The sequence below is a fragment of the Vagococcus allomyrinae genome (genome assembly GCF_017829975.1).
GTDB lineage: Bacteria > Bacillota > Bacilli > Lactobacillales > Vagococcaceae > Vagococcus_D > Vagococcus_D allomyrinae.
In genome coordinates this window covers 273022-299027 of sequence record NZ_JAEEGA010000002.1, presented here as the reverse complement: position 1 = coordinate 299027, position 26006 = coordinate 273022, and the positions used below count along the sequence as shown (strand labels likewise).

Here is a 26006-nt window from a genome sequence, read left to right as displayed (position 1 = left end):
CTTAAAACTGAAGCTAACTGTCTCGAAGATCGATAATTTCTACTATTGTCAGACTGGCTATCGTATTTTTCTCCAATGTAATTTGTTGCCCTTGATGAATGGCGACTGAATTTCTACAATGGCGGCACTTGCCAACTCCTTTGGAGACGCAATCCTCTCCCATAAATGTCCTCTTTCGTTATCTCTAGATTAGAGATCTGTTAATTATAAAATCAGTATATCAAAAAGTCGGGGGTTATTGTAAAAAACGAGTGATTTTTTATAACTAAAATAGAGGGGGAATTTGAAAATATCATTTCTTGGAATGAAGGACTAGTTCGCTAAGTAATTAACTGATGAAAATTAATGTTTCTATTTATGCAATAGTCGAGAACACTCGCGACTTTAGTCGTGTAGATGAATCGGCTTCGGTTGTGGCATAGCTTTAGCTATGTTGAACAGCCGATATCATATATATTAAACTCTTTTTGGATTTTAACGATGACGTATGTTAAACTATTTCCAAGGAGGTTTTTTCATGTCAGAAGTACATCAGGGTCGTGGGTATGTCTATTCCATACAGTATCATTTAGTTTGGTGTGTGAAATATAGACATCATATTTTGTACGGAAACATCGATACATATGTTAAAAAATTATTAAACCAGATTGCGTTGGATAATGATAGTCAAATCATTGAAATGGAGTCAGATAAAGACCATATTCACTTACTTATTGAATGCAAACCTCAACATTATATTCCTAATATAATGAAAGCATTTAAAGGCGTGTCTGCACGGCTCTTGTTGAAAGCGTATCCCGAACTTAAAAAGCGTCTGTCGGGTGGTCATCTTTGGAATCCTAGCTACTTTGTCGCGACAGTTAGTGAAAATACAGACGAGCAAATTAGACACTACATACAACATCAAAAAAAGAACTAACTAGTAGCAAACGAGGTGAATTGCAATGTTACGACATAAAGCGTATAAATTTAGAGTGTACCCGAACGTCGAGCAGGAAATCTTAATCAATAAAACAATCGGGTCATCTAGATTTGTCTATAATTATATGTTAAATGCTTGGAAGACATCCTTTAAGGAAACGGGTAAAGGTTTATCTTATGGCAAGTGTTCTGCCATGTTGCCTTCTATGAAAAAATCAGAAGAGACATCATGGTTAAAAGAAGTTGATAGTATCGCGTTACAATCATCTATTAAGAATTTAGCTGAATCATTTGATCGGTTTTTCAACAAACAAACTCAATCCCCTAAGTTTAAAAGCAAGAAAAATCCTGTTCAAAGTTATACCACAAAAAACACAAACAATAATGTGGCTATTGTAGGCAATAAGGTGAAATTACCTAAGCTAGGATTGGTTAAATTTTCTAAGAGTCGTGACGTTAATGGTCGTATTTTAAGTGCCACTGTCCGTAGAAATGCCAGTGGTAAATTTTTCGTATCGTTACAATGTGAAGAGGAAATAACTGAGTTCCCAACAGCAAACAAAACAGTGGGGATTGATCTAGGTATTACAGATTTTGCGATTCTTTCTAATGGTCAAAAAATCACTAACAATAAATTCGCAGCTAAAATGGAAAAGAAACTAAAGCGTGAACAACGGAAGTTATCAAAACGGGCATCATTAGCTAAACAGAACGGGATTAAGTTGTTTGAAGCTAAAAATTACCAAAAACAAAAGCGAAAAGTAGCTAGACTGTCTGAAAAAGTAATGAATCAACGCAGTGACTTTCTAAATAAGTTGAGTACAGAAATCATCAAAAATCACGATATTATTTGTATTGAAGACTTAAGTACAAAAGGAATGTTGCGTAATCATAAGCTAGCCAAAAGTATATCCGATGTCTCTTGGTCCAGTTTTGTGACTAACTTACAGTACAAGGCTGACTGGTATGGGCGTGAAATAATCAAAGTAGACAAATGGTTTGCATCTAGTCAAATTTGTTCAGAATGTGCCCATAAAGACGGCAAGAAATCTCTTGAAATGAGAGAATGGACTTGTCCTATTTGTCATACTCATCACGATCGAGATATTAATGCCAGTGTTAATATCTTGACCGAAGGTCTAAGATTACAAGCTTTAGCCTAGATAAACTCAATAACCGTAGGAACTGCGGGGATAGCTTGGTAAATAAAAGACACCGCTGATAGTAAAGAAATACGCTATCAAGTATGCTTTTTTCCCAAGAATCTTGTGACTTTAGTCATGAGAGGTTCAAACCTTACTAATTAACTAAGAAAGAGTTTATGCTAATATCCTCGAATAACATGTTGTTAATATTTTTCTTGTTTGAGATTAAAGTTAGAAAAATTGGTAACTCACTTGGGGTGCTTTTACCAAAAGATAGTGGAGTAACTGAAGGTGAGTTGCTAGTTTATCGGAAGATGGGGAGTATTATTCAATTAGAGTTATCTGAAGCAAAAAAAGTCCATGATCGAGGTTTAATAGAAGAAAGTTTTGATGATTTTGAAAAAGGAAATACGGTCACAGAGAAAGAAATGACACAAGAGTTCGGAAAGTATGGATGGGGAGGCTAGTATATGCCGTACAATATATGAAAGTTTTTGGAAGAGGGTAAGAGAGTAAGATTGTTTAATGCTTAGTCACTTATTCTTTTACTGAAGAAAAAATTTCACAATTTATCCGATCCATCTATAACTCAATTGAATTAACAAAAATTTTTCCCGAAATGCACGAAGAAATATCTAGCACCTATCAGTTTGACCAACCAACAGATAGAATGTTAATTGGTAAATTAAACAAGAAAATGCTAGTTGGAAATGTCTACAATCAAAAGCAAATGCATGTTAGATTTTAATGATGTGTGTTGACGCAAAAATAGTGAGTCTGGGAAAGAAGCCCAGACTCACTATTTTTTTTGTGATGATGATGAGATAAACACGCTCCAAAAGCCTGATTGGAGCGTGTATTTATCTCTGATGACGCGGGAACAAACCGACTTTATTCCTCATTAATAAGTAACACTGGTTTAATTACTTTACCAGCATTCATATCAGCAAAGGCTTGTTCGATTTCATTGAACTGATAAAAAGATATTAACTTTTCAACTGGAAATAAACCGTCTTTATAATACTGAACTAACCTTGGGATAAACGCCTGAGTATCGGCCCCACCTTCAGGCGCACTACCTACATTAATCCAATGTCCCATCATGTACATTACTGGCACCGTTGGATCAGCGCCAACGGCATGAAGCATGGCTTGTCCTTTTGACGTTAACGAGTAAATGGCCGCATCAATCATTTTTTGATTGCCGGTTGTATCGATACTATAATTAACACCTGAATGAACGATACTTCTAATTGCTTCAGGAATGTCGGGAGTTTCTAAGCGATTAATCGTGTGGGTGGCTCCAATTTCAAGTGCCAATTCCAATTTTGGCGGTGTTCCACCTACGGCAATAATTGTTTTACAACCTGCGATTTTGGCTGCCATGATGGCCGCAAGACCAACAGAGCCACAGCCAAAGACCGCAATTGAAGAACCAGGTTCTGCCTTAAAAAATTCGAGAACGGATGCTGCGCCTGTTTGAAAGCCGCATCCTAGGGGACCCATCAGTTTTAAGGGGACACTTTGATCAATTTTAATAACGCTCGTGTAGTGGGTAACGGCATAAGTTGTAAAAGAAGATTGACCAAAAAAGCAATGAATGCGTTTGCCATCTTTCGAAATCCGACTGGTGCCATCCCTCATAGTGCCCATAGTGGATAATTCTGATACCCGCAAACACAAGCTAGTATTGCCCTCTTGACAATTGTCACATTCATCGCAATATGGCACACTTAAAACAACATGGTCACCTACCTGAACATTGGTCACTTTTTCGCCGACTTTTTGGACGATTCCTGCCCCTTCATGACCTAAAACAAGTGGCGGTTCGGTCCATAAACCAGCTTTCCCGGCAACATCACTATGACAAATACCGGTTGCTATAATTTTAGTAAGAACCTCGTATTCTTTGGGATCGTCTAATTCAAGATCGGTCAGTTTGAAATCACTATTCTTTTCTTCAATTAAAGCCGCTTTAACTTTCATTTTCCTCTTCCTTTCACGCTTATTATCGGGAACAACATAAATTTTTCAGTAACATGTGATAAGAATGCCAAAGGTAATGAAGCTTAATTAAAGGCAAAAGCTTTATCGTTAGCAGTCTTAAGAGCATCGTAAATTTGGCCGGGCTTTTGTGCGTCACCAACAACCAATAGATGATGAAATTCATTTTGGAATTCTTTTAGTCTGTCTTTATTTGAGGAGACTCCCATTGCTAAAACAACCGCATCAACCTCAGCAGTTATTTCTTTTAGATTGTCTTTAAGAACCGTAATAGAGGTATCTTCAACCTGTTTTAGCAAATGATTTGTGTTAATAACCACATTTTTTTCTGCTAAACTATTTAACAAGAACATTTTGACAACCCCGTTTAAACCTAGAGCTATTTCTGAGTCTCTTTCATAAATCGTGACCTGATTTTTTTCCGCTAAAACTTCGGCTGTTTCTAAACCTGTTACACCTGCTCCGATCACGGCAATTTTCTTTTCTGCCAACGAGACTTTATGAGTTAAAACGTCATTAGCAGTCCAAACGTGGCCTTTAAAAATTCCCGGAATACTGTTTGGTACAATACTTTCCCCACCGACAGCGTAAACAACTCCATAGGGATTTAATTTTTTTACGATGTCAGCAGTAGCTTCCACGTTTAACTTAACCTCAACGTTATGTAATTCGAGCTCTGCTAGTTGAGTTTTGATAAATTCTCCTAACATTTCTTTATGAGGCGGGACTTCCGCTGTTTTCACTAAGCCACCTAAGGCATTACTTTTTTCTAAAAGGGTGACAGCAAATTTTCTTTTAGCTAAGACCATGGCGGCTTGCATGCCAGCTGGCCCACCACCAACTACGATTATTTTTTTCCCTGTGCCGTTTTGAACAAGGTTTGCGTCATTATATCTTGTTTCTCGACCAAGGCGTGGATTAACGGTACATTGAAGGGGTTTGGATAGAACAACTGAATAACTGCAATGTAAACAACCTAGACATTTACGAATTAGCACATCATTGCCCATGTATGCTTTATTGGCCCATTCTGGATCTGCTAACTGTCCCCTAGCAATACCGATAAAATCACAAACGTCTTCTTCTAACAGCTTTTCTGCAAAAGCTGGACGCTTGATATTATTGACTGCCACAACAGGGATCGTTACATTTTTTTTGACTTCTTTAGCTAATTGTTTTTTCCAACCTTCTGCTAGTTGTTGCGGTTCCATAATGGCATAGTTTGATTCATAAGTGCCAGCACTGACATCAATTGCAGCGACGCCCATTGTCTCCAGTTTTTTTGAAATGGCAACAGCATCTTCGATCGTCAAGCCACCCTCTGTGTATTCGGAAGCACTGATTCGAACCATAATTGGATAAGCTATGCCACACACTTTTTGAATGCCTAAAATGATTTCCTCCAGAAAAGCAAAACGTTTAGCAAAATCTCCACCATATTTATCCGTTCGCTGATTTGAGTAAGGACTTAAAAATTGATTGATCAAATAGCCGTGTGCCGCATGAACTTCGACACCATCAAAACCCGCCATTTTTGCCCGCAATGCACCAGCTACAAACTTCTGCACCATTTCTTCACATTCTGTGGTTGTCATTTCTCTGGGAACTTCGCCGATCACTTTACAGGCAATTCCACTAGGGGCTACAGCTTGTTTACCACCAATTTGGATGCTGGCGGTTTGTCTACCGGGATGATGAAGCTGCAACATAATTTTACAGTCATGTTGTTGTACCGCATCAACTAATTCTGTCAATTTGCGAATAGCGCGATCGGAGGAAATACTCAGTTGATTAGTCAAACCAATCCCCGTTTCTTCGTCCACTCGAGTGATTTCTGTAATAATTAAACCACAGCCTCCTTTGGCCCGTTCTTCATAAAATCTAATAATTTCATCCGTCGCTTCTCCATCGTAACGGGCAAATCCCGTCCCCATAGCAGTCATAACAATGCGGTTCTTTAAATCCATGGTTCCAATGCTTCCTCTAGAAAATAATTTTTCGTAACTCATTCCCATCATCCTTTCAATTTTTATCTTTAGTGAAAAACTTCACTTTAAAACTTAATTTTGTTCCAACTTAAATTTGCTATAATTTAGTTGCATCACAGTCCCTTATTAGCGGTATGTCACGCAGAAAGAAGGTAATTGAATGTATCACTTATTTAATGAAACCAAATTGCTGATCGTAAAAGCCACTGAAGAGCTGCTGGAAAAACAACCCATTGAGAAAATTTCTGTTTCTACTATTATGAAAAAATGCGGCATGTCTAGACAAACATTCTATAATCATTTCTATGATAAATTTGATCTAATCATTTTTCTTCATCTCTATAAAACAATAACGTCCATAAAAAAATTTCAAAGAAGCAAAAACTTTATTTGCTCCATGACGGATAGTTTTAAATTAATGCAACAAAATAGAACGATCTACTTAAACCTTAGTTCATATAGAGGACAAAATTCATTTGAAGAAAGCTATTTTGAATTTTTGATTGGCTATTCCATCGAACATATTGGTGAAAATCGACTTTCTCTTGATGAGAGCTTTATTCACGAACTTTATTGGCACGGTGTCACGAGCATGGTTCTAAAATGGTTTAAAGATGATATGGCGATCGAAGCAGATAAACTCGGAGAACTTATCTATAAAAGCATGCCCGAAGCGATTCAACACTACTATGTTTAAAGCGCTTCCTCTTTTGAGGAAGTTCGTCAGACAATGATCATTATCTTAAGTATAAATGCTAAGCATACTGTCAATACATAGACAAAAGCAGGCATCTGTCAAATAATTGGTTGACAGATGCCTGCTTTTGTCATTTTTAAGAGACTGATCATGTGAAGCTTTTCGTCGAACGTGAGTTAATACTTTGTCTACCTAACTGTCAGCTTCTCCAGTTGTGTTACTTAAACTGTTGGCAAACATCTTGAATAGTAATCAAATGCTTGTTTTGTCCAATTATGCTGGTGTTGAGTTCCACTTTCCTCAGTTCGATACTCACAGGACGCTTGGTATTGGCAAGTGGTTTGTTGAGTGTTAGTATTAATCGGAGTCATTTGAACAGTTGCATTGCCCTCCGTTGTATCGTAGTTACTAGTTCCGACACTAGGCTCACTGCCCATATGATTCATGGCGTTTTGGCGATGATAACGAGGTTCTTCAGGCGTTGCTTGCTCTGAATTGTTTTGTGATTCTGTTGCAGTGTCACGATGGTGAGTTGCTGAGTGCTTTTCCATGTGAGTACCCCTCTGATTTTCCATATTTCCGTGAGATCTGGCTAAAGCAGTTACAGGTGTGGTTGAGATTGTTAAAAGACTCATCATTAAAAATAATACAGGTTTCTTTCGTTTCACTTTCGGCACCTCTTTCTTAATTTATTACTATTATGGTGGATAGATGTGTAGATTTTATGTAGGAGCGCTTTATTTTTTAATGAGCTGTATCCATTCATAACCAAGTACACTTTTACATGTGAGTGGGAGTGTCTCGACGAGATAATTTAACAGGACCATTAAGTGTTAGCTGTTGTATGAGCCACCGAAAGGGATAGTAATATTACATAAAGGACACGAAAAGCAGTGAACAGTAGGAAACGTTAGCCTTTGGTTGACCGATCATTAGGAAGTAATATTCCTGTGCTTTAGGTAGAAGAGACCAGTCTGGCGTTATAACCTAGTGTTTCACTTTTTCAATTGTCTTTTTTAATTCAATCACATACCTATTTACTAGAGGAACCTCTAATGTTTCTAGAACACTAATGGCTTTAGTCGCCAGTGTGATCCCTTCGTATGTTTTGCCTTGAGTGATAATGATAAGTCCCTTTATAAAGAGGCTACGATTTTTTTCGAAGAGAAACCCTGATTTAAGTAGCTTTTTTGCGTACTTGTAAGCTAAAATAGCTTGTTCTATCTCATCAATTCGTAAAAATGTGATAGCGGCATGATGAAGCAGCAAAATTAATTCACTAGGACATGAGTACTCGACACTTTTATTAGCATCGAGTCTTCTTATTTCTTGAATCAGTGTAATCAGTAAGTAAGGAGAAATAATAGCATGGGAATTACTGAGAATAAAAAGATTATAAGATGTCCAAAAAGGAATTTGTAATAAGTAATCAGACATAATTTTCAAGTCTTTTTTAGGGATAGAGTGGCTTGGATTCAGGTCAATAATAGCTGCGGCTATCATAATACTATTTATTTGATGAGATTTTTTTCGAGTTGCTAAAAATAATTTTTTTTCTGTTTCCTGAAGCTGACATAATTTGGAAGTGTTTGTTTCTCGGTAAGCTGTTGAAATTTGTGAGGCAAGTTCATTGAAATGATAAAAGGAATTATTACAAAAAAAAATGAATTCATCAATTTTGACATTAATTTTATCAAGTAATTTCAGAAATATAGACAAAGTTATGTTAGTTTTTCCCGTTTCGAATTTACTGAGGTAAGAAAGAGATACTACGCCTTGTGAAACTTCTTTTAGTGTTAGATTTTGACTGATTCTGATGACACGAAATACTTTTCCATAATTATCATTCATGGGGCATTCTCCTAATTAAGTTGATTGTGTATAGTGCTTTCTAGTGAGCTACACTTTAAATCTGTATACTTTTTATAAATTGATAGGTGATTCGGTGAATAGTGGTAATTATAGTGGCTGAGAATGCTACTTTTCACTTCTTTATCAAAATTGCAGGAGTGACGGATAGGTGCTCCGCAACATAATTGGTGCCTATAGCGTCACTGGTTTGTTCCTTTAATCACAATCGGAAAGAAGTGTTTGTAATTATTTAACAGTAGCTATATGAACATCTCCTGGAAGACAATCATGCAACATGACAAAGAATCGCCATATGTCGATGGTCATTGCGAATTGTCACATATGAGAACTAGGGATAAGTAGAACGCCTTTTTACTAATAATCGAAAGTAGCATTACTTATTTAATTGGTGATTTTAGACAGGTCAATTCAATCTTTAAGCACTGCAAAAAAGATTGTGTTTCTATTATAGTGTAATAATTTAGAAAATGATAGAATTCGTGATAATTTTAAGAGAAACAAAACAGAAATAGTGAGTATATACATCCGTGAATCAATCCGAATAGATAGTCCCATTGGATTGTTTAGGAGGAGTCGTACAGGTAGTAACGTTCAGAATATCATTTCTTAAATGAGAAATAAAAGAGAGCTTAATTAATTATGTTCATTGATACCTGTCCTTTTGTGCGAATGATTTAAAAGGAAGACAAGAATACCCTATAGAAATAGGCGAGGGTCACATTATATGTTTAAATCATTGAAAAGGGCTGTTAATTCTTAGCGAGCATGTAAGAGTAAACTGCTGTAAGGAGGTTTGGAGAATGTTTATTAAGGCAATGTCAGAAATGATTGGTACATTTATACTTGTATTTATAGGGACAGCAACAGCTGTTATTGGAGGAAAAGAGACTCAAATCGGAGTATTGCTGGTATCACTTGCTTTTGGACTAGCCTTAATAGCGGCGAGTTACAGTGTGTCCAGAGATTCAGGGGCACACTTAAATCCGGCCGTTAGTTTAGCATTCTTTTTAAATAAGCGAATTGAGTTGAATGTTTTGGTGTACTATGTTATTAGTCAACTAGTCGGAGCTTGTGCAGGATCTTATACATTAAAATTATTATTAACCTCAAACCCTAATGCATCTGATAATTTAGGGCAGAATAGTTTTGATTCAGTTGGTCCTTGGTTTGCTTTTTCTAGTGAGGTACTTTTAACTTTTATCTTTGTCCTAATCGTTATCTCTGCCACAGGGAAACGTAGGAATCCAAATATGGCCGGTGTTATTAGCGGCATGGGGCTCATCTTAGTCCATTTAGTGGGCACAAGAATCACTGGAACGTCTGTTAACCCTGCAAGAAGTATAGCGCCAGCCCTATTCGTTGGAGGTGAAGCTCTTTCTCAAGTTTGGGTATTCATAGTTGCGCCCTTTTTGGGTGCGACAATAGCCGCTTTTGTTGGGAAATTTTTTTTGTTCACAGAAAATTAATTATTTTGATCGATTAATCTAGTTTGAGTGTGCTAAAGAGATTGGAGAAATTAACAAAGACAATAATTGAAGTTGAGAATCAGTCAATAATCAGATAGAGGAGGAATCATATGAAAAAAAGTATTAGAAATGCAGCGTTAATAGCTGGAACTCTTACAGTAAGTAGTTTCTTATTAGCCAAAGCAATTAATCGTAAAAGATTTAGTCGGTTATCCATCGGTCATCAAAAAGAAGAGGCAATCCCGACGGTCATTCTCCATGGGGTTAATGGAAACAAACGAACAATGCAAGGGATGTTGCAGCGGATGCATAAGCAAAACGTTGCATATAAAGCATTGGAGATAGAAGTTGCTGAAGATGGTGAAGTATTTGTTAACGGAACATGGGGGCAGACACAAGGATACTTAAAACCGGTAATTCAGGTATTCTTTGATAATAATGATGCACCAGCAGAACTTCAAGCTGAGTGGTTAAAATCAGTTATGGTATTTTTGCATGATAAATTAGAGGTTCAAAAAGTTAATTTAATTGGGCATTCGATGGGAGGGGTAACATCCTTACATTATTTGACACAAATTAAGACGTTTCAAGAATCTGTGCCTCGCGTGTCTAAATTAATTACGCTAGGTTCTCCTTTTAAAGGCAATGTGGCACACACAATTATGAGTCAAGTATATAAATTAGAAAAATCAGAAGAAGGAATTCGCAACTTCGATGATAATTTTACTTATTTTATGGTTGAGAGAAATAAGCTTCCAGAAGATCTAAGGGTGCTAAACATCTATGGTGACGTAGAAAATGGAACAGAAAGTGACAGCATTGTTAAAGTTGAAAGTGCCTTAGCTTTAGGGGAGATTGTAAAAGATAACGTTGCTAGTTATAACGAAATCAAATTAACAGGCATACGGAGTCAACATACCTTATTGCATGAGAATCCAGAAGCAGATGAGGCGATTATTAAATTCTTATGGTATCGTGATCTTGATTCTTTTGACTAAATATAAACAGAACTATCATTGGCGTTAAACTAAAAAGGGTCAAAGGATGTTCAACTATAGAGTGTTGACGGGAGTCTTTTCGTGTTATTTAAAATGAACAAGTTCCCCATCTAAATCGTGAGGTCTCCTAATCGGTATTCACGATTCCCCCCGCTGATCGCTGCGCTTGAAAAGCAGCGATCAGTGGGGGATTTTGGTATTCCACAGATATTAGCTCCATAATTTCCATGGTGAAATTAATCAGACTACCGGTAAATTAATTAACAATGAATTAAAGACCATATTCAGCCACCTCATCAAAGTTTTGCTTTTATTAGGGAAGAACAACAATCAAACGTTTAAAAGTTATGTCGAGATTTAGCTGATATTATATAGAAGCAATTGGCTAACAAGAATTAGCTGTGACTTGTTTCAAAATACTTAGTAATTAGGTTATATAAATTATATAGCCGATTTTTCGTTTTTTTTATGTTTCATTTTTATACAAGGGTATCAAAAAAGATAATAGCCTTATAAAGGAGAAAAGCTTTTTATTTTTTTGTATATGGTATATATAACGAAAAGTATTTGGTTTATTATTAGGAACTTTGTCTCAAAAAAGCGGTTGATTTACGAAAAAGACGACACGGCCGGCCTGTATTTTTGATTTATACTATGTATGTAGTTAAGAAACAAAAGGCATTTCAAAAATTTAAATAAAGGAGGACAAGAATGAAAAATCATTACTTACGTGTACTGATGACCACGTTGGTTTTAGGTAGCCTGATGACGAGTATAGCTGTACCTAGTATGACTGAAGTTAAGGCGGCAGTTATTGAAGATGAAGAGTCAACAGAAAGTACTGAAGACACTGAACGTAGTGACAATCAAAAAAGTATCGAAAGTCTAGAAGATACTAGCACAGAAGAAACCATTGATTCTTCAGAACGCAATGAGGCAGTAGTTCCTGAAATGTCAGCAGCTGAAGATGTGATTCAAGCAGTTGACACAGGATGGCAAAATACTCACTCACAACTAAAGATGGCAACTGCCTCTGAGAGTGGTTTTGTCTCTGCGACACCAGAAGAAATAGCAGCAGCTAATGAGGCAGCCAATATGGAAATCGGCTTTAATCCAGAAGAGAAAGTAGTAGAAGTAGCCGACTGGTCTGAATTTAGAACGGCTTATAATGATGGAACGGTGACAAAGATTATTTTAACTACCGACATTAGTAACAGTAGTAATCAGGCACTTAACCTGCGACGAACATCAATTGAAATCGATGGGAGGGGTCATACCTTACATCTAAATCGACGAAGCTTGGAGATAAATAGTCCAACAGATGGAATTGGCTTTTTCCATATCCATGATATGGTCGCTCAACAACGACTTGACAATGGGTTAACCGCGGCAGGCTACTATGCCTTTGTCAATGGGACTAACTTTACTGCAAATGTTGCGGGATGGACATTTCGGACAGGGAACATCACAACGGTACCAGTTAACGGAAATCGAGTGGGGCGTTTTATCAGAGCCTATCAATCGGAAGTGCAAGTATACGGTAAGATGAGCCTGCATACAACAGAGGAAAATTATTATGCAGGAAGCGTGGTTATTGATGACAAGACAGACTGGTACGGTGAAGTGACTTATGCCAATTATTCTGCTGTCTGGTTTGTGGAAAATTCCACCAATGCGGCGTCCACAAGTAAGAGTCAAGAATTTACTATTGGAGACAATAGCCGAGTGGTCCTAAAAAATTCCTCAAACGGCACTACTTATCCAGCGGTTTTTCATCATTACGCTAGCTTAACGGTTGGTGAAAATTCTATCTACAATGCGAATATGAATGGGAACGCGGTGCGTTTTGATCAGCCAAATTCTCAAATGACCATTAAAGATGGGGCAGTTGTTAACTTACTGAGCCGTGGAAATGGTGAAGTACTTCAATACAGTGCCAACAATTCGAATTTAACAGTGGAACCAGGAGGTAGCCTGTATATTGTAGGCAATACAACAGGTGGCGTTGTAAATCTGCAAGGGGCAGGTGGTCACACCTTAACCCTTGATAACCCAGCCGGTTTTGATATTCGGAATAACAATGACCGTGGCCGAGCACTTGCCATGAACAATGCGACGAATGTCTTTTCGATTAAAGAATCAGACATAGACTTGTGGAATGTTGGGAAGCTGGTTGGCGGTCCGTCTCAAGAAACCTACGCGTTAGTTGATAATTTTAGCGTGAAGAATGGCGGTGGCACAGCTAATGTGACCACGTCTGAACCAAGTTTGAGTAATTTCACAGTGAATAACTACCGCCGGATTGCCGGGATGAACACTAAACCGGAAGTCCAATGGTCACCTGTCACTGATGCTGATAAATCGTATCAGGCAAAAGTATTAATTGGCTACACCCCAGGAAATACCTTTGATGAGTTTGGGAATGTCGTGCTAGAAGAAGTTTTTGCATCGGCAAATCAGGCAAAAGTAACTTATACAGACACGTTTGGTGAGACACATGAAGCATCGACTGCTGATGATGGGTATGCGACGTTTACTGATACTCGGTTTAATGAAGCGACTAAAGAGATGTTTGCAACAGCAGTTCGAGGCCCGTGGGAAAGTGAAGAAGCGGTGAAAACAACGGTCATCGATGTGACACCACCAGAACCAGCCAAAGTAGATAAGGCAGAACGAGTTAGCCCGTCCACTAAAGAATTGACGGGCACAGGTGAAGTCAATGCTAACGTTAGCTTTACCTTAAATGGCGTAGCCCAACCAGCTTGGAATACCACCGTTAATAATGAGGGAAGATGGTTGATCACGATACCTGAGGGGACTCTCACTCAAGACGATAAGATTCAGATTATTTTGCAAGATAAATCTGGGGCTGCGGATCTAGAGACACCTCCTATCACTAACAATGAAATTGGAAATAGTAATCCTGTCACCGATCTCAACTATAGCGATGCGACATTTAAGGCAGGGACAATCATTTCAGTTAATGGGACCCTCACGATGATCTCAGCACCAGCTAATGTTGCGTTTGGTTCTCTGAACATACGTGATTACACTCAGTTAATTGGTGCCGATAAAAGCAGTATTGATGATGCTTTAATCATCGAAGATACCCGTGGTGCTCGAGATAAATGGGAAGTAACAGTTCAGGTTGTAGAAGAAATGACCAATGATGGCGATGTGCTAGTAGGGGCGATGAAATATCATTACAACAATCAATTGCTAACCTTAACAGCCAGTCCTCAAACCATCTATAGCAACGGTCCCAACGATTTAGCCTCAACTTACAATATTACGAACGCTTGGGGCAAAGGGAGTGATCAAAACGGCTTAAAAATCCAAGCCAAAGAAGATGTCGTTCCTAAAACTAATGGCAGTTACACTGGCACGGTGAAATGGAGTCTACGCGATACGATTGAATAAAGAAAGGGTGAAATCATTGAGCAGAAACAAAGTTACGATAGTATTAATAAGCGTTGCCCTTGCTGTATTCATGGCATTTCCATTAAATACGTTTGCTGGTAGTGCTGGTAATCGAGGCGAAGTAGCCTTCTATTATGAAGACAGCGGTCCTTCTCAGAAGCCAGAGTCTGAGGAATCAGTGACACAGTCTGGCAAGATCCCTACAAAACACTTGAGCTTACCTCAAACTGGCGAAAAAAAGACATCTTCTTACTTAGTGGGAGCAGGTATCATCTTGCTAGTCGGGATATGGTTTTGGAAACAACGACGAAGTAAGGAGGGGTCAAGTGAAGATTAAATGTACTACTTTCGCATTAGTCACACTTCTGGCCTTAAGTGGTCTAATAACGACGACTGCTGAAGCTCAAGGAACAACTAGCAAAGGGACAGTCACATTTCATTCAAGTGATAGTGAAACACCACCGATTGATCCTGAAAAACCAGGTGAAGTGGTGGAGCCTGCTGAACCGATTATTAAGACAGAGGGGCCGCTACGCTTGGATTTAGTCCCAAAATTTAATTTTGGCGCTCAAGCTATTTCAAAAGACGATCAGACTTATTTTGCTGACGCTCAGTTATTTAAGGATGAGACGCCGGCCCGAGCCAATTATGTTCAAGTCACAGATAACCGTGGCACAGTGGCAGGTTGGGAGTTAACCGTCAAGCAAGAAACACAATTTTCAAACAGTACAACTAAAAACAAAGAATTAAAAGGAGCCGTTCTGTCCCTAGACAAACAATGGGCGAATTCCACTATGGGTCAGCAGCTTCAACCGACGATTATGAAGGATGCCATTGAAATTAATCAAATCGGCGCCTCTTATCCCATCGCAACTGCTGAACGGGGCAAAGGCAATGGTACATGGGCCATTCAATTTGGTTCATCAGGTGAAACAGAGGGCAGTGAAAGCACGCTAAAACCACGTCTAAATGCAGATGGTTCAGCCCTAACTGACCCGTTAACCAATAAACCAACGTTTAAAAATGAAGCAATCTCATTGTTCGTGCCGGGAAAAACAATAAAAGATCCGGTCAAATACACAACGGTGTTAACTTGGACAATAGCCGAGTTGTCATAGCATGATAAAGCAGTACAAAAAACAGAAAAATTCTAGGAGGAAATAGTATGATGAAATTACAAAAATTAGCAGGTGCAGTATTATTAGGATCATTAGCATTAGGAATGGTAGCTCCCCAAGCTTTGGCCGCAAGTGAAGACTTAACTGGTAAGGGAACGGTAACCTTCTTAGAAGACAAATCTATTACAGGTCCAACAGATCCAGAAGAGCCAGGCAAAGAAGTAGAAGTTGATCCAGGTGAAGGCACGACCCAAACAGAACAAGGACCATTGTCAGTTGACTTTGTTTCAGTTCTTAAATTTGGCGAACAAACCTTAACTCCATCAGCAAACGCTGGTGTTTATGAAGCACAAGCAACGACCATTACAAAAGATGGTGAGAAAGTTGAGCGTGGTAATTACGTCCAAGTGACAGATAAACGTTCTGGCTCCACTAAACAAGGCTGGCAATTATCGGCGGCCATGACAAAGAAATTTACAAGTGAAACAACTCAAGACGAAATTGGTGGCGCAACAATCTCATTTGCAAATCCATTTTTAAATTCTGATCAAGCCGATAAAGGTGACATCCAAACAAATGCGACAGTTTTATTAGAATCTGATGGTTCATCAGCCCCCGTTGCTAATGCAGCAGCAGGCAAAGGTTGGGGAACCTATACAGTAGAATATGGAACTTCAACAGATGCTAATATGGATAAATCAGTTATCTTAACAGTCCCAGCGTCGACACCACTTTCAGTAGACGAAGAGTACACAGCAGATATCACATGGACGATCGCTAATTTAGACTAGTTCATCAATTAAGACTTAATAAACTAAAAAAACAGAAAAATTCTAGGAGGAAATATTATAATGAAATTACAAAAATTAGCAGGTGCAGTATTATTAGGATCATTAGCATTAGGAATGGTAGCTCCCCAAGCTTTGGCCGCAAGTGAAGACTTAACTGGTAAAGGAACGGTGACCTTCTTAGAAGACAAATCTATTACAGGTCCAACAGATCCAGAAGATCCAGGCAAAGAAGTAGAAGTTGATCCAGGTGAAGGCACGACCCAAACAGAACAAGGACCGTTGTCAGTTGATTTTGTTTCAGTTCTTAAATTTGGCGAACAAACCTTAACTCCTTCAGCCAATGCGGGTGTTTATGAAGCACAAGCAACGACCATTACAAAAGATGGTGAGAAAGTTGAGCGTGGTAATTACGTCCAAGTGACAGATAAACGTTCTGGCTCCACTAAACAAGGCTGGCAATTATCGGCGGCCATGACGAAGAAATTTACAAGTGAAACAACTCAAGACGAAATTGGTGGCGCAACAATCTCATTTGCAAATCCGTTTTTAAATTCTGATCAAGCCGATAAAGGCGAGATCCAAACAAATGCGACAGTTTTATTAGAATCTGATGGCACATCAGCTCCCGTTGCCAATGCAGCAGCAGGCAAAGGTTGGGGAACCTATACCGTTGAGTATGGAACTTCAACAGATGCTAACATGGATAAATCAGTTATCTTAACAGTGCCAGCGTCGACACCACTTTCAGTAGACGAAGAGTACACAGCAGATATCACATGGACGATCGCAAACTTAGACTAAGCCATTTATCGAACGCTCAATAGCCCAGTAGTAACTAAGTTGAGAATAACTCAGTGGACCATAGTCCACTGGAGTTATTGATCAGCTGTTCGGCTTTGAGCAACTCCGGTATACAAGTGATTGTCGAAGTTGCTGAGAGCCTAAAAAAAAAGCAAAATTAAATAACAAAAAAATTGTAAAAAGAAGGAGCTAGTTTTATGATTAAATTAAAACAAATATTGATGACATTAGCAGTTTTAGCAGTAGGAGCATTGCCAACATTGGTTCAGGCCGATGAGGTTGAGAATGCAGTTGAATCAACAGGTTATAGTTACAAAATTAATTACCCAGAGAATCAGCTAACACCAGGTGGGGCACTGAAATTAAAGATGAATCCTAAGCAAGAACAAGAAGTAACCGTTGAACTCGAAAATTACAGTGACGAAGAAATAACCATTGATTTATCGCTAAATGGTGCACGTACCAACGGCAATGGTATTTTAGAATATGGCCCAAGTGCTTTTAAAAAAGACTCATCTATGGAGTATGACTTACCAGATTTAGTGACGATCCCTGATTCTATCAAGGTCCCTGCAAAAGGGAAGGCCGATTTGATCTTGGCGATTAAGATGCCAGAAATTGCTTACGATGGCATTGTCACAGGTGGAATTGAAATGCAAAAGGCTGGGCAAGTAGAGGCTGAAGGAAGTGGTGAAGGTGGCCAGACGATCGTTAATAAAGTAGCCTATCTTTTCGGTGTTACATTGTCAATGACTGACAAAGAGATCAGCCCAGAATTGGCACTTCAAAAAGTTTATCCTGAATTAGCTAATTATAAGAATGCTATTTTCTTAGATGTGGCCAATACGACAGCGGTCAAAGTTGAAAATTTAACTTTAGATGCGATGATAACAAAAAAAGGTAGTGAAGAAGTTCTGTATGAAAGCAAAAAGGCGAATATGAGCATGGCGCCAAATACGTTAATGTCTTACCCTGTCAGCTTAGCTGGTGAAGAGATGGTCGCTGGGAAATACACTGCTACCGTAACAGCTTCTAATGGTGATAAAGAATGGAAATGGGTAGAAGATTTTGAGATTACCGATGAAGATGCGGATAAGTTTAACCAAGGTGATGTGAATATTGTGCAAGAACGCGGTTTAAATTGGAAGATGATTGCTTTGATTGTTGTTGCTGGCTTGTCAGTTGTGGCAGGAGGAATCTTTGTTATTCGCCTCGTAAGCAAGAAGAAAGGTACGACGAGTTCAAAAAAACGTAAAAAATAGGAGGTTTGGTTATGATTAACTTAGATTGGCTCATTATCGGCGCCATATCCTTAGGAATTATCTGCCTGTTACTACTGATTCTATCATTTGCAGCGAGTCTTCGGGCTCGCTCTCAGCTAAGGAAGCTAGGAGGAAAGCCAACAGGCAGATCTGCTAAAAAAAAGTGGCGTCGCCAAAAAAATCGTTACACGAAAACGCAAAAATCTGCATTTAAAAGTGGGAGTTGGTTGTTGCTCATGACACTTGTGATCAGTGGGATCGGTGGTTATGCGAAGTACTATCAAATGACGAATATGACAGCAGCAGATACGGAGAATATTGTGACGGGGTATTACTTACTTGATCAGATGACCGAGCAACTGAATGCCATAGAAAGTAGTGAGAATGACGAGAAGCTAAATGCTAATATCCATACATTAGCAGTACGAATGGCTAGTTTTTCATCAAAAAAAGGCAGTGATCGAGGAACAAAAGAATCTCAATTACTGTTAAACCGTTATTATGCACGTATGGGACAGTTAGGAGTTAACTTGGCCTCGCAAAAAGCCGAGGTGCTGAAAGAAGACCAGGAATTATTGCATAGTTACATACAAGACATTGAACGAGTCGAAGAAAGTCAAAACAAAGTCTTAGCTTTTTATCAAGTGGATGAAAAATCTTTGGCTCAGAAACAATAGGCTGAATATGAGGTGTTGGTGAATGGCAAAAAAAAGAAAAAGAACACGAAAGAGTTCGGTGACGTCGCGTCATCAGAAAAAGTCTCGTTCAACTGATAGAATACGCAAATTAAAAGCACTAGGGTTAGCTTTTTTAATGATGGTTGTCATTCTAGTTGGTGTAGGCTCGTTGTTTTTTTCTTTTGGCAAGATGACCGGCTATTCAATGATGCCAGAGGTTTCTAATGGTGATGTGTTAGTAATCGCTAAACAACAGCCTAAACGATTTGAATTGATTTATCTGAAGACGCCAAATAAGACAAATGAACGATCAGTTCGACGGGTGATTGGTGTACCAGGTGATGAGATTTATTATCAGGATGACCAGTTGTTTGTCAATGGCCAAGGGAAAAGCGAGCGCTATCTAAATAATCGTAAAGCCGAATTAGTCGAAGGTTATCTGACAGCGGATTTTACTTTAGAGGAATTGACAGGCAAGTCCAGAGTGCCGTCAGGCTATTATTTTGTTTTGGGAGATAATCGACAAGCTGCCACAGATAGCCGTGAGTACCAGTTTGTTAAACAATCAGAAATTATCGGTATAGTGACAACGAGGATATACCCACTGGATACTATCAAAAATTATTAAAAAGGAGTGACGGCTATGAGAGTGATAAAAAGGAGTATTTTAGGCGCTTTAACCATTGCTGGTTTAGGATTTTGTTTAGCGACGGGAGCAGACGCTGCTGAAAAAAATGAAGAAACGGGCATGAGTTTTACCTATGCGAACAAAGTACCAGAAAACCAACTCAAAGAAGGGGATTTCTTTGATTTAAAGATGGAGAAAGGTCAGGAGCAAGTATTAGAAACCGAACTGACTAATTTGACAGATCAAGACTTAATCATTAATGTTAGCATCAACAATGCTACCACAACAGGAGCAGGAGTGATTGATTATGGACCGAGCGAGCATCCCAATACAGAAAATTTGACATACGGATTGACAGATATTCTCAAGGCACCCGCTAGTGTTAAGTTACCTAAAAATGGCAAAACAACCTTAAAGATGTCTCTTAAAATGCCAACTGACTCAATTCAAGGGGTGATTTTAGGTGGGGTACAGTTAGAACAAGAAGTTGATGAAACGAAGACGTTAAACGAGTCGGTTTCCATCAATAATCAATATGCTTATGTTTATTCAGTTTCGATAAGGGAAACTGAAGAGCTTCCCGCCTTTGCATTTGAATCGATGGATACAACAGTAGAGGCCAAAAGTAAGCCTATCGTGAGTTTGAATTTCAGTAACCAAGCGCCACGGATCATTAAAGAGATGACCGTTGAAACATTAGTCACGCCGAAAGACTCAGAGAAGGTTCTCGGAGAACAGCGATTGGAAAAAGTTAAGATGGCCCCTAATTCTGTGATGAGTATTCCGTTAGATGTTGAGTTGGACAGTGGTGAATATCAAACTAAAACCACGGTTAAGGTAGGAGATGAAAGTTGGCAGTGGGTGGAAGATTTTACAATTGAAGCAGAGAAAACTGACAAACCAGCAGTAGAAACTAGTCAAGATGCGACAAAACAAAATAGTAGTTGGTTAATCATTGTGGTTATTGTCGGTCTATTGATTGTTGGGACAGGCGTGTTATATATCGTGATTATCAAAAATTAATAGAGACGGACGGGAAAGGGCAACGTCTAAACAATAGATTTAACCAGAGGTCTAAGTACTCCTAGGTCTATATGGATCATATGTATTTGAGGAAAATTGTTTATGAAAAAAGTATTGGTTAGTGTCAGTTTAATTGTGGGATGGGTGTATTACCTACTAACGTGAAGGGAACGGTTAACATCGTTATACTCATCATTTTCTGTTCATTGGCGATACGTGTTATGGTATTATATTTGGTAATAACACAGAAAAATAAGACTACATTTACATATTAAGATCAAGAATAGTCCTAAATTTAAAAGGGAGATTACAATGAAAAACGATAAAATTGGTTCGCTGCTAACATTTGGTGGCTATGACTGGCGCATTTTAGATCAGCAAGCAGATGCGATATTGCTAATTACAGAAACGATTATAGATCAGCGAGCTTACCATGATGCCTATGAAGACATTACTTGGGCAGATTGCGCTTTGAGAAATTATTTAAATGGCGAGTTTTTACATGCATTCACAAACGAAGATCAAGCGAGAATTATACCAGTAACCAATCAAAATGAAGATAATCACTGGTATAAAACTAATGGTGGCGTTGAGACAGAAGATCGAATCTTTTTATTAAGTCTTCAGGAAGTCGCCTGTCTTTATTTTGGTGATAGCAGTTCAAAACTGAACAACCCAGGGAAAAACCAGCGATATTGGTTTGAACGAAAAGATGAAAATAATCATAAGCGACTAGCGAAACTTCACGGGAAAAACGGATGTTGGTGGTGGTGGCTACGCTCACCTGGTCGTGTGAATCTAAAGGCCGTGTATGTTCATGGAACGGATGGCAATATCGGCATACAAGGGAACAATGTTTTAAAAGGTAATATCAGTGATGGCAAATGTACAGGCGGTGTGCGGCCTGCTTTATGGCTTAAGCTCTAGGTTGCCCTTTAAGCGCTGTTAGAAAAAACGGAAATCGCCAGGGGATCATGTAACTAAATAAAGCTCTACGGATATCTGTTATACCCGATACTCTCAATTTACCTACGGTATTTGTTGTAGCTCTGATTACCCAAATACCAGTAAGCTAAGGCCCGATTCTTAAGTCAAGGCGGTTGCCCAAACGGCTGAGTAATTCATTCGTAATAGACTCCAGTTCAGTCGCTTTTTGCGGGAAATCAGAAATAACTGTTAGCTCGGTTTCAATGGCAATATCACGACTACGAGTTAGATCGACTAGCAACATATCCATGCAGATCTGCCCAACTTGAGGAAGGGGTTGACCTTCATGGCTGAGAGAAAAATCACCAGCTAAGCTTCGTGGAATCCCATCGCCATAGCCGATGCTTACGACGCCAATCATTCGCGTATCGGGAAAAACAGTCTCAATCCCATAACCGATAGGATCGCCAGCGACAATCTTCGCTTTATAGATCAATTGGGCGTTGATGGTAATCACAGGACACAACGCTAAACTAGCAGTCGACAGAGGTCTTTCCTTGCTCAACATCCCATAAAGGATAATTCCTGGACGGACATAGTCATAAGTCAATTTCGGATAATTTAAAATCCCATCACTGCTCTGTAAGTGAGTCAATCCAATCGCTACTCGATGTGCTCGCAGACTAGCAATGAGTTGGTCGTAAGTCCGAATTTGCTTTTCTGTTCGTTGAACAGACAGCTTATCCAGCTGGTCGGCCGAACCTAGATGAGAAAAAATACCTTGAATATCCAAATAAGGCAACTGATAGAGTGCGCGAATCAGCTGGCAATCTGCTTTCACTCCTAAGCGATGCATGCCAGTATCGACTTTTAAATGACAGGCAATCTTGATTTTTTGCTGATTCAACTTACGAGCGTGATCCTCACTGATAATGGCTTGAATCAGGGGATAGTCTGCGATTTCCTTAATTCGTTTTGGAGAGGTGTAACCTAAAATTAATATCTTGTTTTTGATGCCAGCCTTTCGCAAGGAAATTGCCTCATCGAGTGTCGCTACGGCAAAAAAATCGACACCATTTTGTTCCAAGATTTTCCCGTAAAGAAGAGAATCACACCCGTAGGCATTTGTTTTAATGACTGCCATGATCTTGGTGTTTTTGGGGACCAACTGTTGAACCTCACGCAAGTTGTGAAGAATTCCAGCAGTTGAAATGGTTTTAGACGCTCGTGATGATGGCAGCGCGTTTTTAGTAGACCTACTCAGGAGAACTTTTTCTCTTAAGAAAAGTAATCCGACAGTCCCCACAAATGTCAACACTGAGACAAGTAAAAAATTCAGCAAATTATCCTTAAGTAAGTGCCATTTTTTACTAATAAAGTGGGTGATGGCGATCGTATAGGGATGTAGTATATAAAGCCCAAGTGAGAGATCCGTTGCCTTACGACATTTGAGCTTTGGCTGCCACTGATAAATTATGGGGAAAAGGAAAACCATTACCAGCGGTAGCGTCAGGTACATACTGTCATGCCGGACCTGACTAAAACGATGCAGGAGATAACCTTCTAATAAAAGTGCTACTATAGCAAAAAATAGCAGCACTTTTTTTGGTTTAAGCTCGGCTTTTCGTCGATAAAGAAAAGCCCCTAAACATAAGAACAATGGAGCGAAAAATAGCCCATTACGAGTGCCACCGAAAAAATGAAAAAGTCGGGCATAAAAATCGTTTAACAGGGGAACTTGCTTGATGATCCCAAACCAACTATCGCCGCCTAAGCCAATTAGATATAAGCAGATAGCGATGACACTGATCATCGGAAAAGACAGTTTCTTCATCAAAAAAGTAAGCAGGATGACACCCGTGATAATGGCAGGAAAATACCATAGATGATAGAGGAACCCGTCAAAAAGACCGAGTTGTATCAATTTTGAGAAGGGCGTATTTCCCGAGAGTGAACCATTATAGAACGCCAAAGGTAGGAATAATAAATTCACCCCCATATAAAGCCCTAACTGTTTCTTCAAAAAAGAACGAAGTCGAAAACGTGCTGGATATGTATTTTCAAGCGCTGGGCCTAAAACGAAAAAGCCTGTTACCATAAAAAAGAACGGAACGGCTACCCGAAACAAGGTTAAGGTAATTAGTCCATCCATTTCAGGTGATAGCTGTTGAAAAGGTAAGCAATGAATGGCGATAACCATCACAGCGGCAATTAGTCGAAACTGCTGGATTCCTTGGTTTTCCTTAGTCATAGTCAAGTCCTTTCTGTTGCTGAAGGAAGCTGAGATATTCCTCTAGTGTCCAACCTTGATTTTCAATAATCTGACTATGAGGTAATCCGACATAGCGAAAGTGCCAAGGCTCATAACCGATCCCAGTAATCTCTTGTTTTTCTTGAGGGTAGCGCAAAATAAACCCATAATTCATCATCTGTTGTCGAAATTTTGTGACAATCGGGCTCTCTTGAAAGTTTGGGCAGATCAAATCGTGTTGTGCCCCTTTTAAGCCAATATCCAAGGCTAAGCCAGTCTGATGTTCACTGCAACCAGGAAGCGCCACAAATTCTTCCGTATATTCCCTCCCATTTTCCGCTAGAGAAAACTGCCAAAGTTTTTTTTGTTGATAAGCTGTGCGATAACCATCTAAGAGGACAATCTCATTTGCTAACTCTAAATCAACTACCAAGGACTGAAATTGTTTAGCTACTTCTGGCTGAAGGGAAACTTTTTTTTCTGAAAAAGGTGAGGTCACTAACTGATCAGGTTCATTCACCTTTTTCATAGGGTGCTTGCGATTAACTAACTGTAAGAAGATGTTTCTCATAGTGAGCCTCCTCAGCTAAGATTAGTAAGGTTTGGATGATTTGCTGATACGAAAATCCCACAGCAGCGAGCATGGCAGGAAAACGGGAATGGGCTGTAAAACCAGGCATCGTATTAACTTCATTCAGTAGAATCTCACCTTCATCAGTAAAAAAGAAATCAAGCCGGGCCAGTCCTTTGCAACCAAGTGACCGATAAAGTAGTTGAGCACGCTCTTTAATCTGTTGATTGATGACTACTGGTAGTGAAGCCGGCACTAAGATTTTAGCCGTCACTAGTTGATACTTTTCTGTGTAGTCAAAAAAGCCCTCAACCAAAGAAATTTCATCACATTCTCCCACGGTTAATTCTTCGTTTCCTAGAATGCCACAGCCAATCTCAATACCAGAGACGCTTTTTTGTAAAATGACTTCGGTGCAGTACTGAAAGGCATCAGCTAGAGCCGCTTGAAGGCCTGCTGAGTGAGTGACTTGACTAATGCCTTTTGAAGAGCCAGCTTCGTTAGGCTTCACAAAAAGCGGATAGCCCTGTTGCTCAATAAAAGCATCCACTTTAGTGGTGTCTTCATGGGCTGTTAGCATTAACGTCGGCGTGCTTTTGATGCCAATGCTTTCAGCGAATTGATGAAGCAACCATTTGTTCATACATAAGGCAGAGGCCGCAACACCACACCCAACATAAGGCACCCCCATCATTTCTAAAAGACCTTGAAGACACCCGTCTTCACCATACTTGCCATGAAGAACGGGAAACAAACTATCCGGTGTTAGCCATTTTTTTTCTTCCGACAACCAAAAGCCTTGGCCGCTAAAGTCCGGTAAAATTTTCTGACAAGTTTCTTGATTTAGCCAACGATCTTCGCGGATTGCTGTTAGATCACTTTTAACTAAATACCAAGTCCCATTTCGCGAAATGCCAATCTTACTGACATCATAAGCTTGTCCTTCCAAAACCTCTAAGACACTTGCCGCAGATTCTAAAGATACCTCATACTCTGGTGAAGCTCCTCCAAAAATGACACCTACCTGTTTCATAATTAATCGTCCTTTCTTTATCCTTAATGTCACTATAAGCATAACAACTTGCTAGGAGGACTTTTTATGTAATCTCATAGGATTCCCTTAAGTTTTTCACTCAAGTTTCTTACGAAATTATGAAGAGACGATCGGCGTTAGTCTAAATTGAAGACCAGAAAAGAGGGCATGCGTTAACATGTCCCTCATAGGAGTGTTGTTAAAGATGGTAACGAGTGTTACTTATCTGTATGGGCTCTATAATAGCTGTCACCAGTTTAACGTCAAAAATGAGAAAACAAGTTGACTTTCGTAGGCATCATAATCGAACCGTTTCACCTCCAACTCTCTAATTATGATGCGAAAAGAGAGGACAATATATTTTGTCGTGACTATAATGAAGTATATGACGAGCATTGGAGATGATTAAAAAT

The 26006-nt window shown here is 39.1% G+C and carries 24 protein-coding genes; 16 read left to right on the top strand and 8 right to left on the bottom strand.

The features are described 5' to 3' along the window. Positions 1-13 precede the first annotated feature (13 nt). Complete coding sequence (locus tag I6N95_RS04060; RefSeq protein ID WP_209525073.1) at positions 14-163, bottom strand: hypothetical protein; 150 nt, start codon at positions 161-163, stop codon at positions 14-16. Between the two features lie 354 nt (positions 164-517). Here I6N95_RS04060 and tnpA point away from each other — a divergent pair, with 354 nt between their 5' ends. The 3 genes from tnpA (at position 518) to I6N95_RS04045 (ending at position 2533) form a co-directional block, all read left to right on the top strand. Beyond that, complete coding sequence (gene tnpA, locus I6N95_RS04055) at positions 518-919, top strand: IS200/IS605 family transposase (RefSeq protein ID WP_209525072.1); 402 nt, start codon at positions 518-520, stop codon at positions 917-919. A gap of 25 nt (positions 920-944) precedes the next feature. Further along, positions 945-2084 (top strand): IS200/IS605 family element RNA-guided endonuclease TnpB, encoded by a 1140-nt coding sequence (gene tnpB, locus I6N95_RS04050; RefSeq protein WP_209525071.1) that lies wholly within the window; start codon positions 945-947, stop codon positions 2082-2084. A 158-nt stretch (positions 2085-2242) separates the two neighbouring features. Then, entirely contained in the window at positions 2243-2533 is a 291-nt protein-coding gene (locus I6N95_RS04045; protein WP_245249243.1) for an AbrB/MazE/SpoVT family DNA-binding domain-containing protein, read from the top strand. 424 nt (positions 2534-2957) lie between these two features. Here the strand turns inward: I6N95_RS04045 and I6N95_RS04040 are convergent, their stop codons facing one another. Beyond that, positions 2958-4052: an NAD(P)-dependent alcohol dehydrogenase gene (locus I6N95_RS04040; protein WP_209525070.1), complete on the bottom strand. Its 1095-nt coding sequence runs from the start codon at positions 4050-4052 to the stop codon at positions 2958-2960. Positions 4053-4135: 83 nt separating this feature from the next. Continuing rightward, positions 4136-6079 (bottom strand): NAD(P)/FAD-dependent oxidoreductase, encoded by a 1944-nt coding sequence (locus I6N95_RS04035; RefSeq protein ID WP_209525069.1) that lies wholly within the window; start codon positions 6077-6079, stop codon positions 4136-4138. Between the two features lie 139 nt (positions 6080-6218). On the opposite strand from I6N95_RS04035, the gene I6N95_RS04030 reads away from it, so the two are divergent. After that, a complete protein-coding gene (locus I6N95_RS04030) occupies positions 6219-6755 on the top strand; it encodes a TetR/AcrR family transcriptional regulator C-terminal domain-containing protein (RefSeq protein WP_209525068.1) in 537 nt (178 codons plus the stop codon). Positions 6756-6976: 221 nt separating this feature from the next. Here the strand turns inward: I6N95_RS04030 and I6N95_RS04025 are convergent, their stop codons facing one another. Beyond that, positions 6977-7306 carry a hypothetical protein gene (locus tag I6N95_RS04025; protein ID WP_209525067.1) on the bottom strand — a complete coding sequence of 110 codons (330 nt, stop codon included), beginning with the start codon at positions 7304-7306 and terminating at the stop codon, positions 6977-6979. A gap of 436 nt (positions 7307-7742) precedes the next feature. Further along, positions 7743-8606, bottom strand: coding sequence for a helix-turn-helix domain-containing protein (locus I6N95_RS04020; protein WP_209525066.1), 864 nt, complete (start codon positions 8604-8606; stop codon positions 7743-7745). An 821-nt stretch (positions 8607-9427) separates the two neighbouring features. Here I6N95_RS04020 and I6N95_RS04015 point away from each other — a divergent pair. From I6N95_RS04015 to I6N95_RS03960, 12 genes are all read left to right on the top strand, one after another. Then, positions 9428-10093, top strand: a complete 666-nt coding sequence (locus I6N95_RS04015) for an MIP/aquaporin family protein (RefSeq protein ID WP_209525065.1) — start codon at positions 9428-9430, stop codon at positions 10091-10093. A 110-nt stretch (positions 10094-10203) separates the two neighbouring features. Then, positions 10204-11091: an alpha/beta fold hydrolase gene (locus I6N95_RS04010; protein WP_209525064.1), complete on the top strand. Its 888-nt coding sequence runs from the start codon at positions 10204-10206 to the stop codon at positions 11089-11091. 711 nt (positions 11092-11802) lie between these two features. Beyond that, positions 11803-14511: a pectate lyase-like adhesive domain-containing protein gene (locus I6N95_RS04005; RefSeq protein ID WP_209525063.1), complete on the top strand. Its 2709-nt coding sequence runs from the start codon at positions 11803-11805 to the stop codon at positions 14509-14511. 16 nt (positions 14512-14527) lie between these two features. Beyond that, positions 14528-14848, top strand: coding sequence for an LPXTG cell wall anchor domain-containing protein (locus I6N95_RS04000; protein WP_209525062.1), 321 nt, complete (start codon positions 14528-14530; stop codon positions 14846-14848). Continuing rightward, entirely contained in the window at positions 14838-15629 is a 792-nt protein-coding gene (locus I6N95_RS03995; RefSeq protein ID WP_209525061.1) for a WxL domain-containing protein, read from the top strand. Before I6N95_RS04000 ends, I6N95_RS03995 begins: the two co-directional genes overlap by 11 nt. 47 nt (positions 15630-15676) lie before the next feature. Next, on the top strand, positions 15677-16420 hold the full coding sequence (locus tag I6N95_RS03990) for a WxL domain-containing protein (protein ID WP_209525060.1): 744 nt from the start codon (positions 15677-15679) through the stop codon (positions 16418-16420). Positions 16421-16480: 60 nt separating this feature from the next. After that, positions 16481-17221, top strand: coding sequence for a WxL domain-containing protein (locus tag I6N95_RS03985; protein ID WP_209525059.1), 741 nt, complete (start codon positions 16481-16483; stop codon positions 17219-17221). 197 nt (positions 17222-17418) lie between these two features. Beyond that, a complete protein-coding gene (locus I6N95_RS03980) occupies positions 17419-18483 on the top strand; it encodes a WxLIP family cell surface protein (protein ID WP_209525058.1) in 1065 nt (354 codons plus the stop codon). A gap of 11 nt (positions 18484-18494) precedes the next feature. After that, positions 18495-19160 (top strand): hypothetical protein, encoded by a 666-nt coding sequence (locus I6N95_RS03975; protein WP_209525057.1) that lies wholly within the window; start codon positions 18495-18497, stop codon positions 19158-19160. Between the two features lie 22 nt (positions 19161-19182). Further along, positions 19183-19788 (top strand): signal peptidase I, encoded by a 606-nt coding sequence (gene lepB, locus I6N95_RS03970; RefSeq protein ID WP_209525056.1) that lies wholly within the window; start codon positions 19183-19185, stop codon positions 19786-19788. A gap of 15 nt (positions 19789-19803) precedes the next feature. Next, on the top strand, positions 19804-20811 hold the full coding sequence (locus I6N95_RS03965) for a WxLIP family cell surface protein (RefSeq protein WP_209525055.1): 1008 nt from the start codon (positions 19804-19806) through the stop codon (positions 20809-20811). A gap of 312 nt (positions 20812-21123) precedes the next feature. Continuing rightward, the gene (locus I6N95_RS03960; RefSeq protein WP_209525054.1) at positions 21124-21738 is read left to right on the top strand and encodes a DUF6273 domain-containing protein; all 615 of its coding nucleotides are present in this window, start codon (positions 21124-21126) and stop codon (positions 21736-21738) included. A 145-nt stretch (positions 21739-21883) separates the two neighbouring features. Here I6N95_RS03960 and vanT read toward each other — a convergent pair whose 3' ends face one another. The 3 genes from vanT to vanC are packed head-to-tail and all read right to left on the bottom strand — an operon-like array spanning position 21884 to position 25593. Next, entirely contained in the window at positions 21884-23989 is a 2106-nt protein-coding gene (gene vanT, locus I6N95_RS03955; RefSeq protein WP_209525053.1) for a membrane-bound serine racemase VanT, read from the bottom strand. Beyond that, entirely contained in the window at positions 23982-24560 is a 579-nt protein-coding gene (gene vanXY / locus I6N95_RS03950; RefSeq protein ID WP_209525052.1) for a D,D-carboxypeptidase/D,D-dipeptidase VanXY, read from the bottom strand. Before vanXY ends, vanT begins: the two co-directional genes overlap by 8 nt. Next, positions 24532-25593 carry a D-alanine--D-serine ligase gene (gene vanC / locus I6N95_RS03945; protein ID WP_209525051.1) on the bottom strand — a complete coding sequence of 354 codons (1062 nt, stop codon included), beginning with the start codon at positions 25591-25593 and terminating at the stop codon, positions 24532-24534. The genes vanXY and vanC overlap by 29 nt, the downstream gene beginning before the upstream one ends. Between the last annotated feature and the right edge of the window lie 413 nt (positions 25594-26006).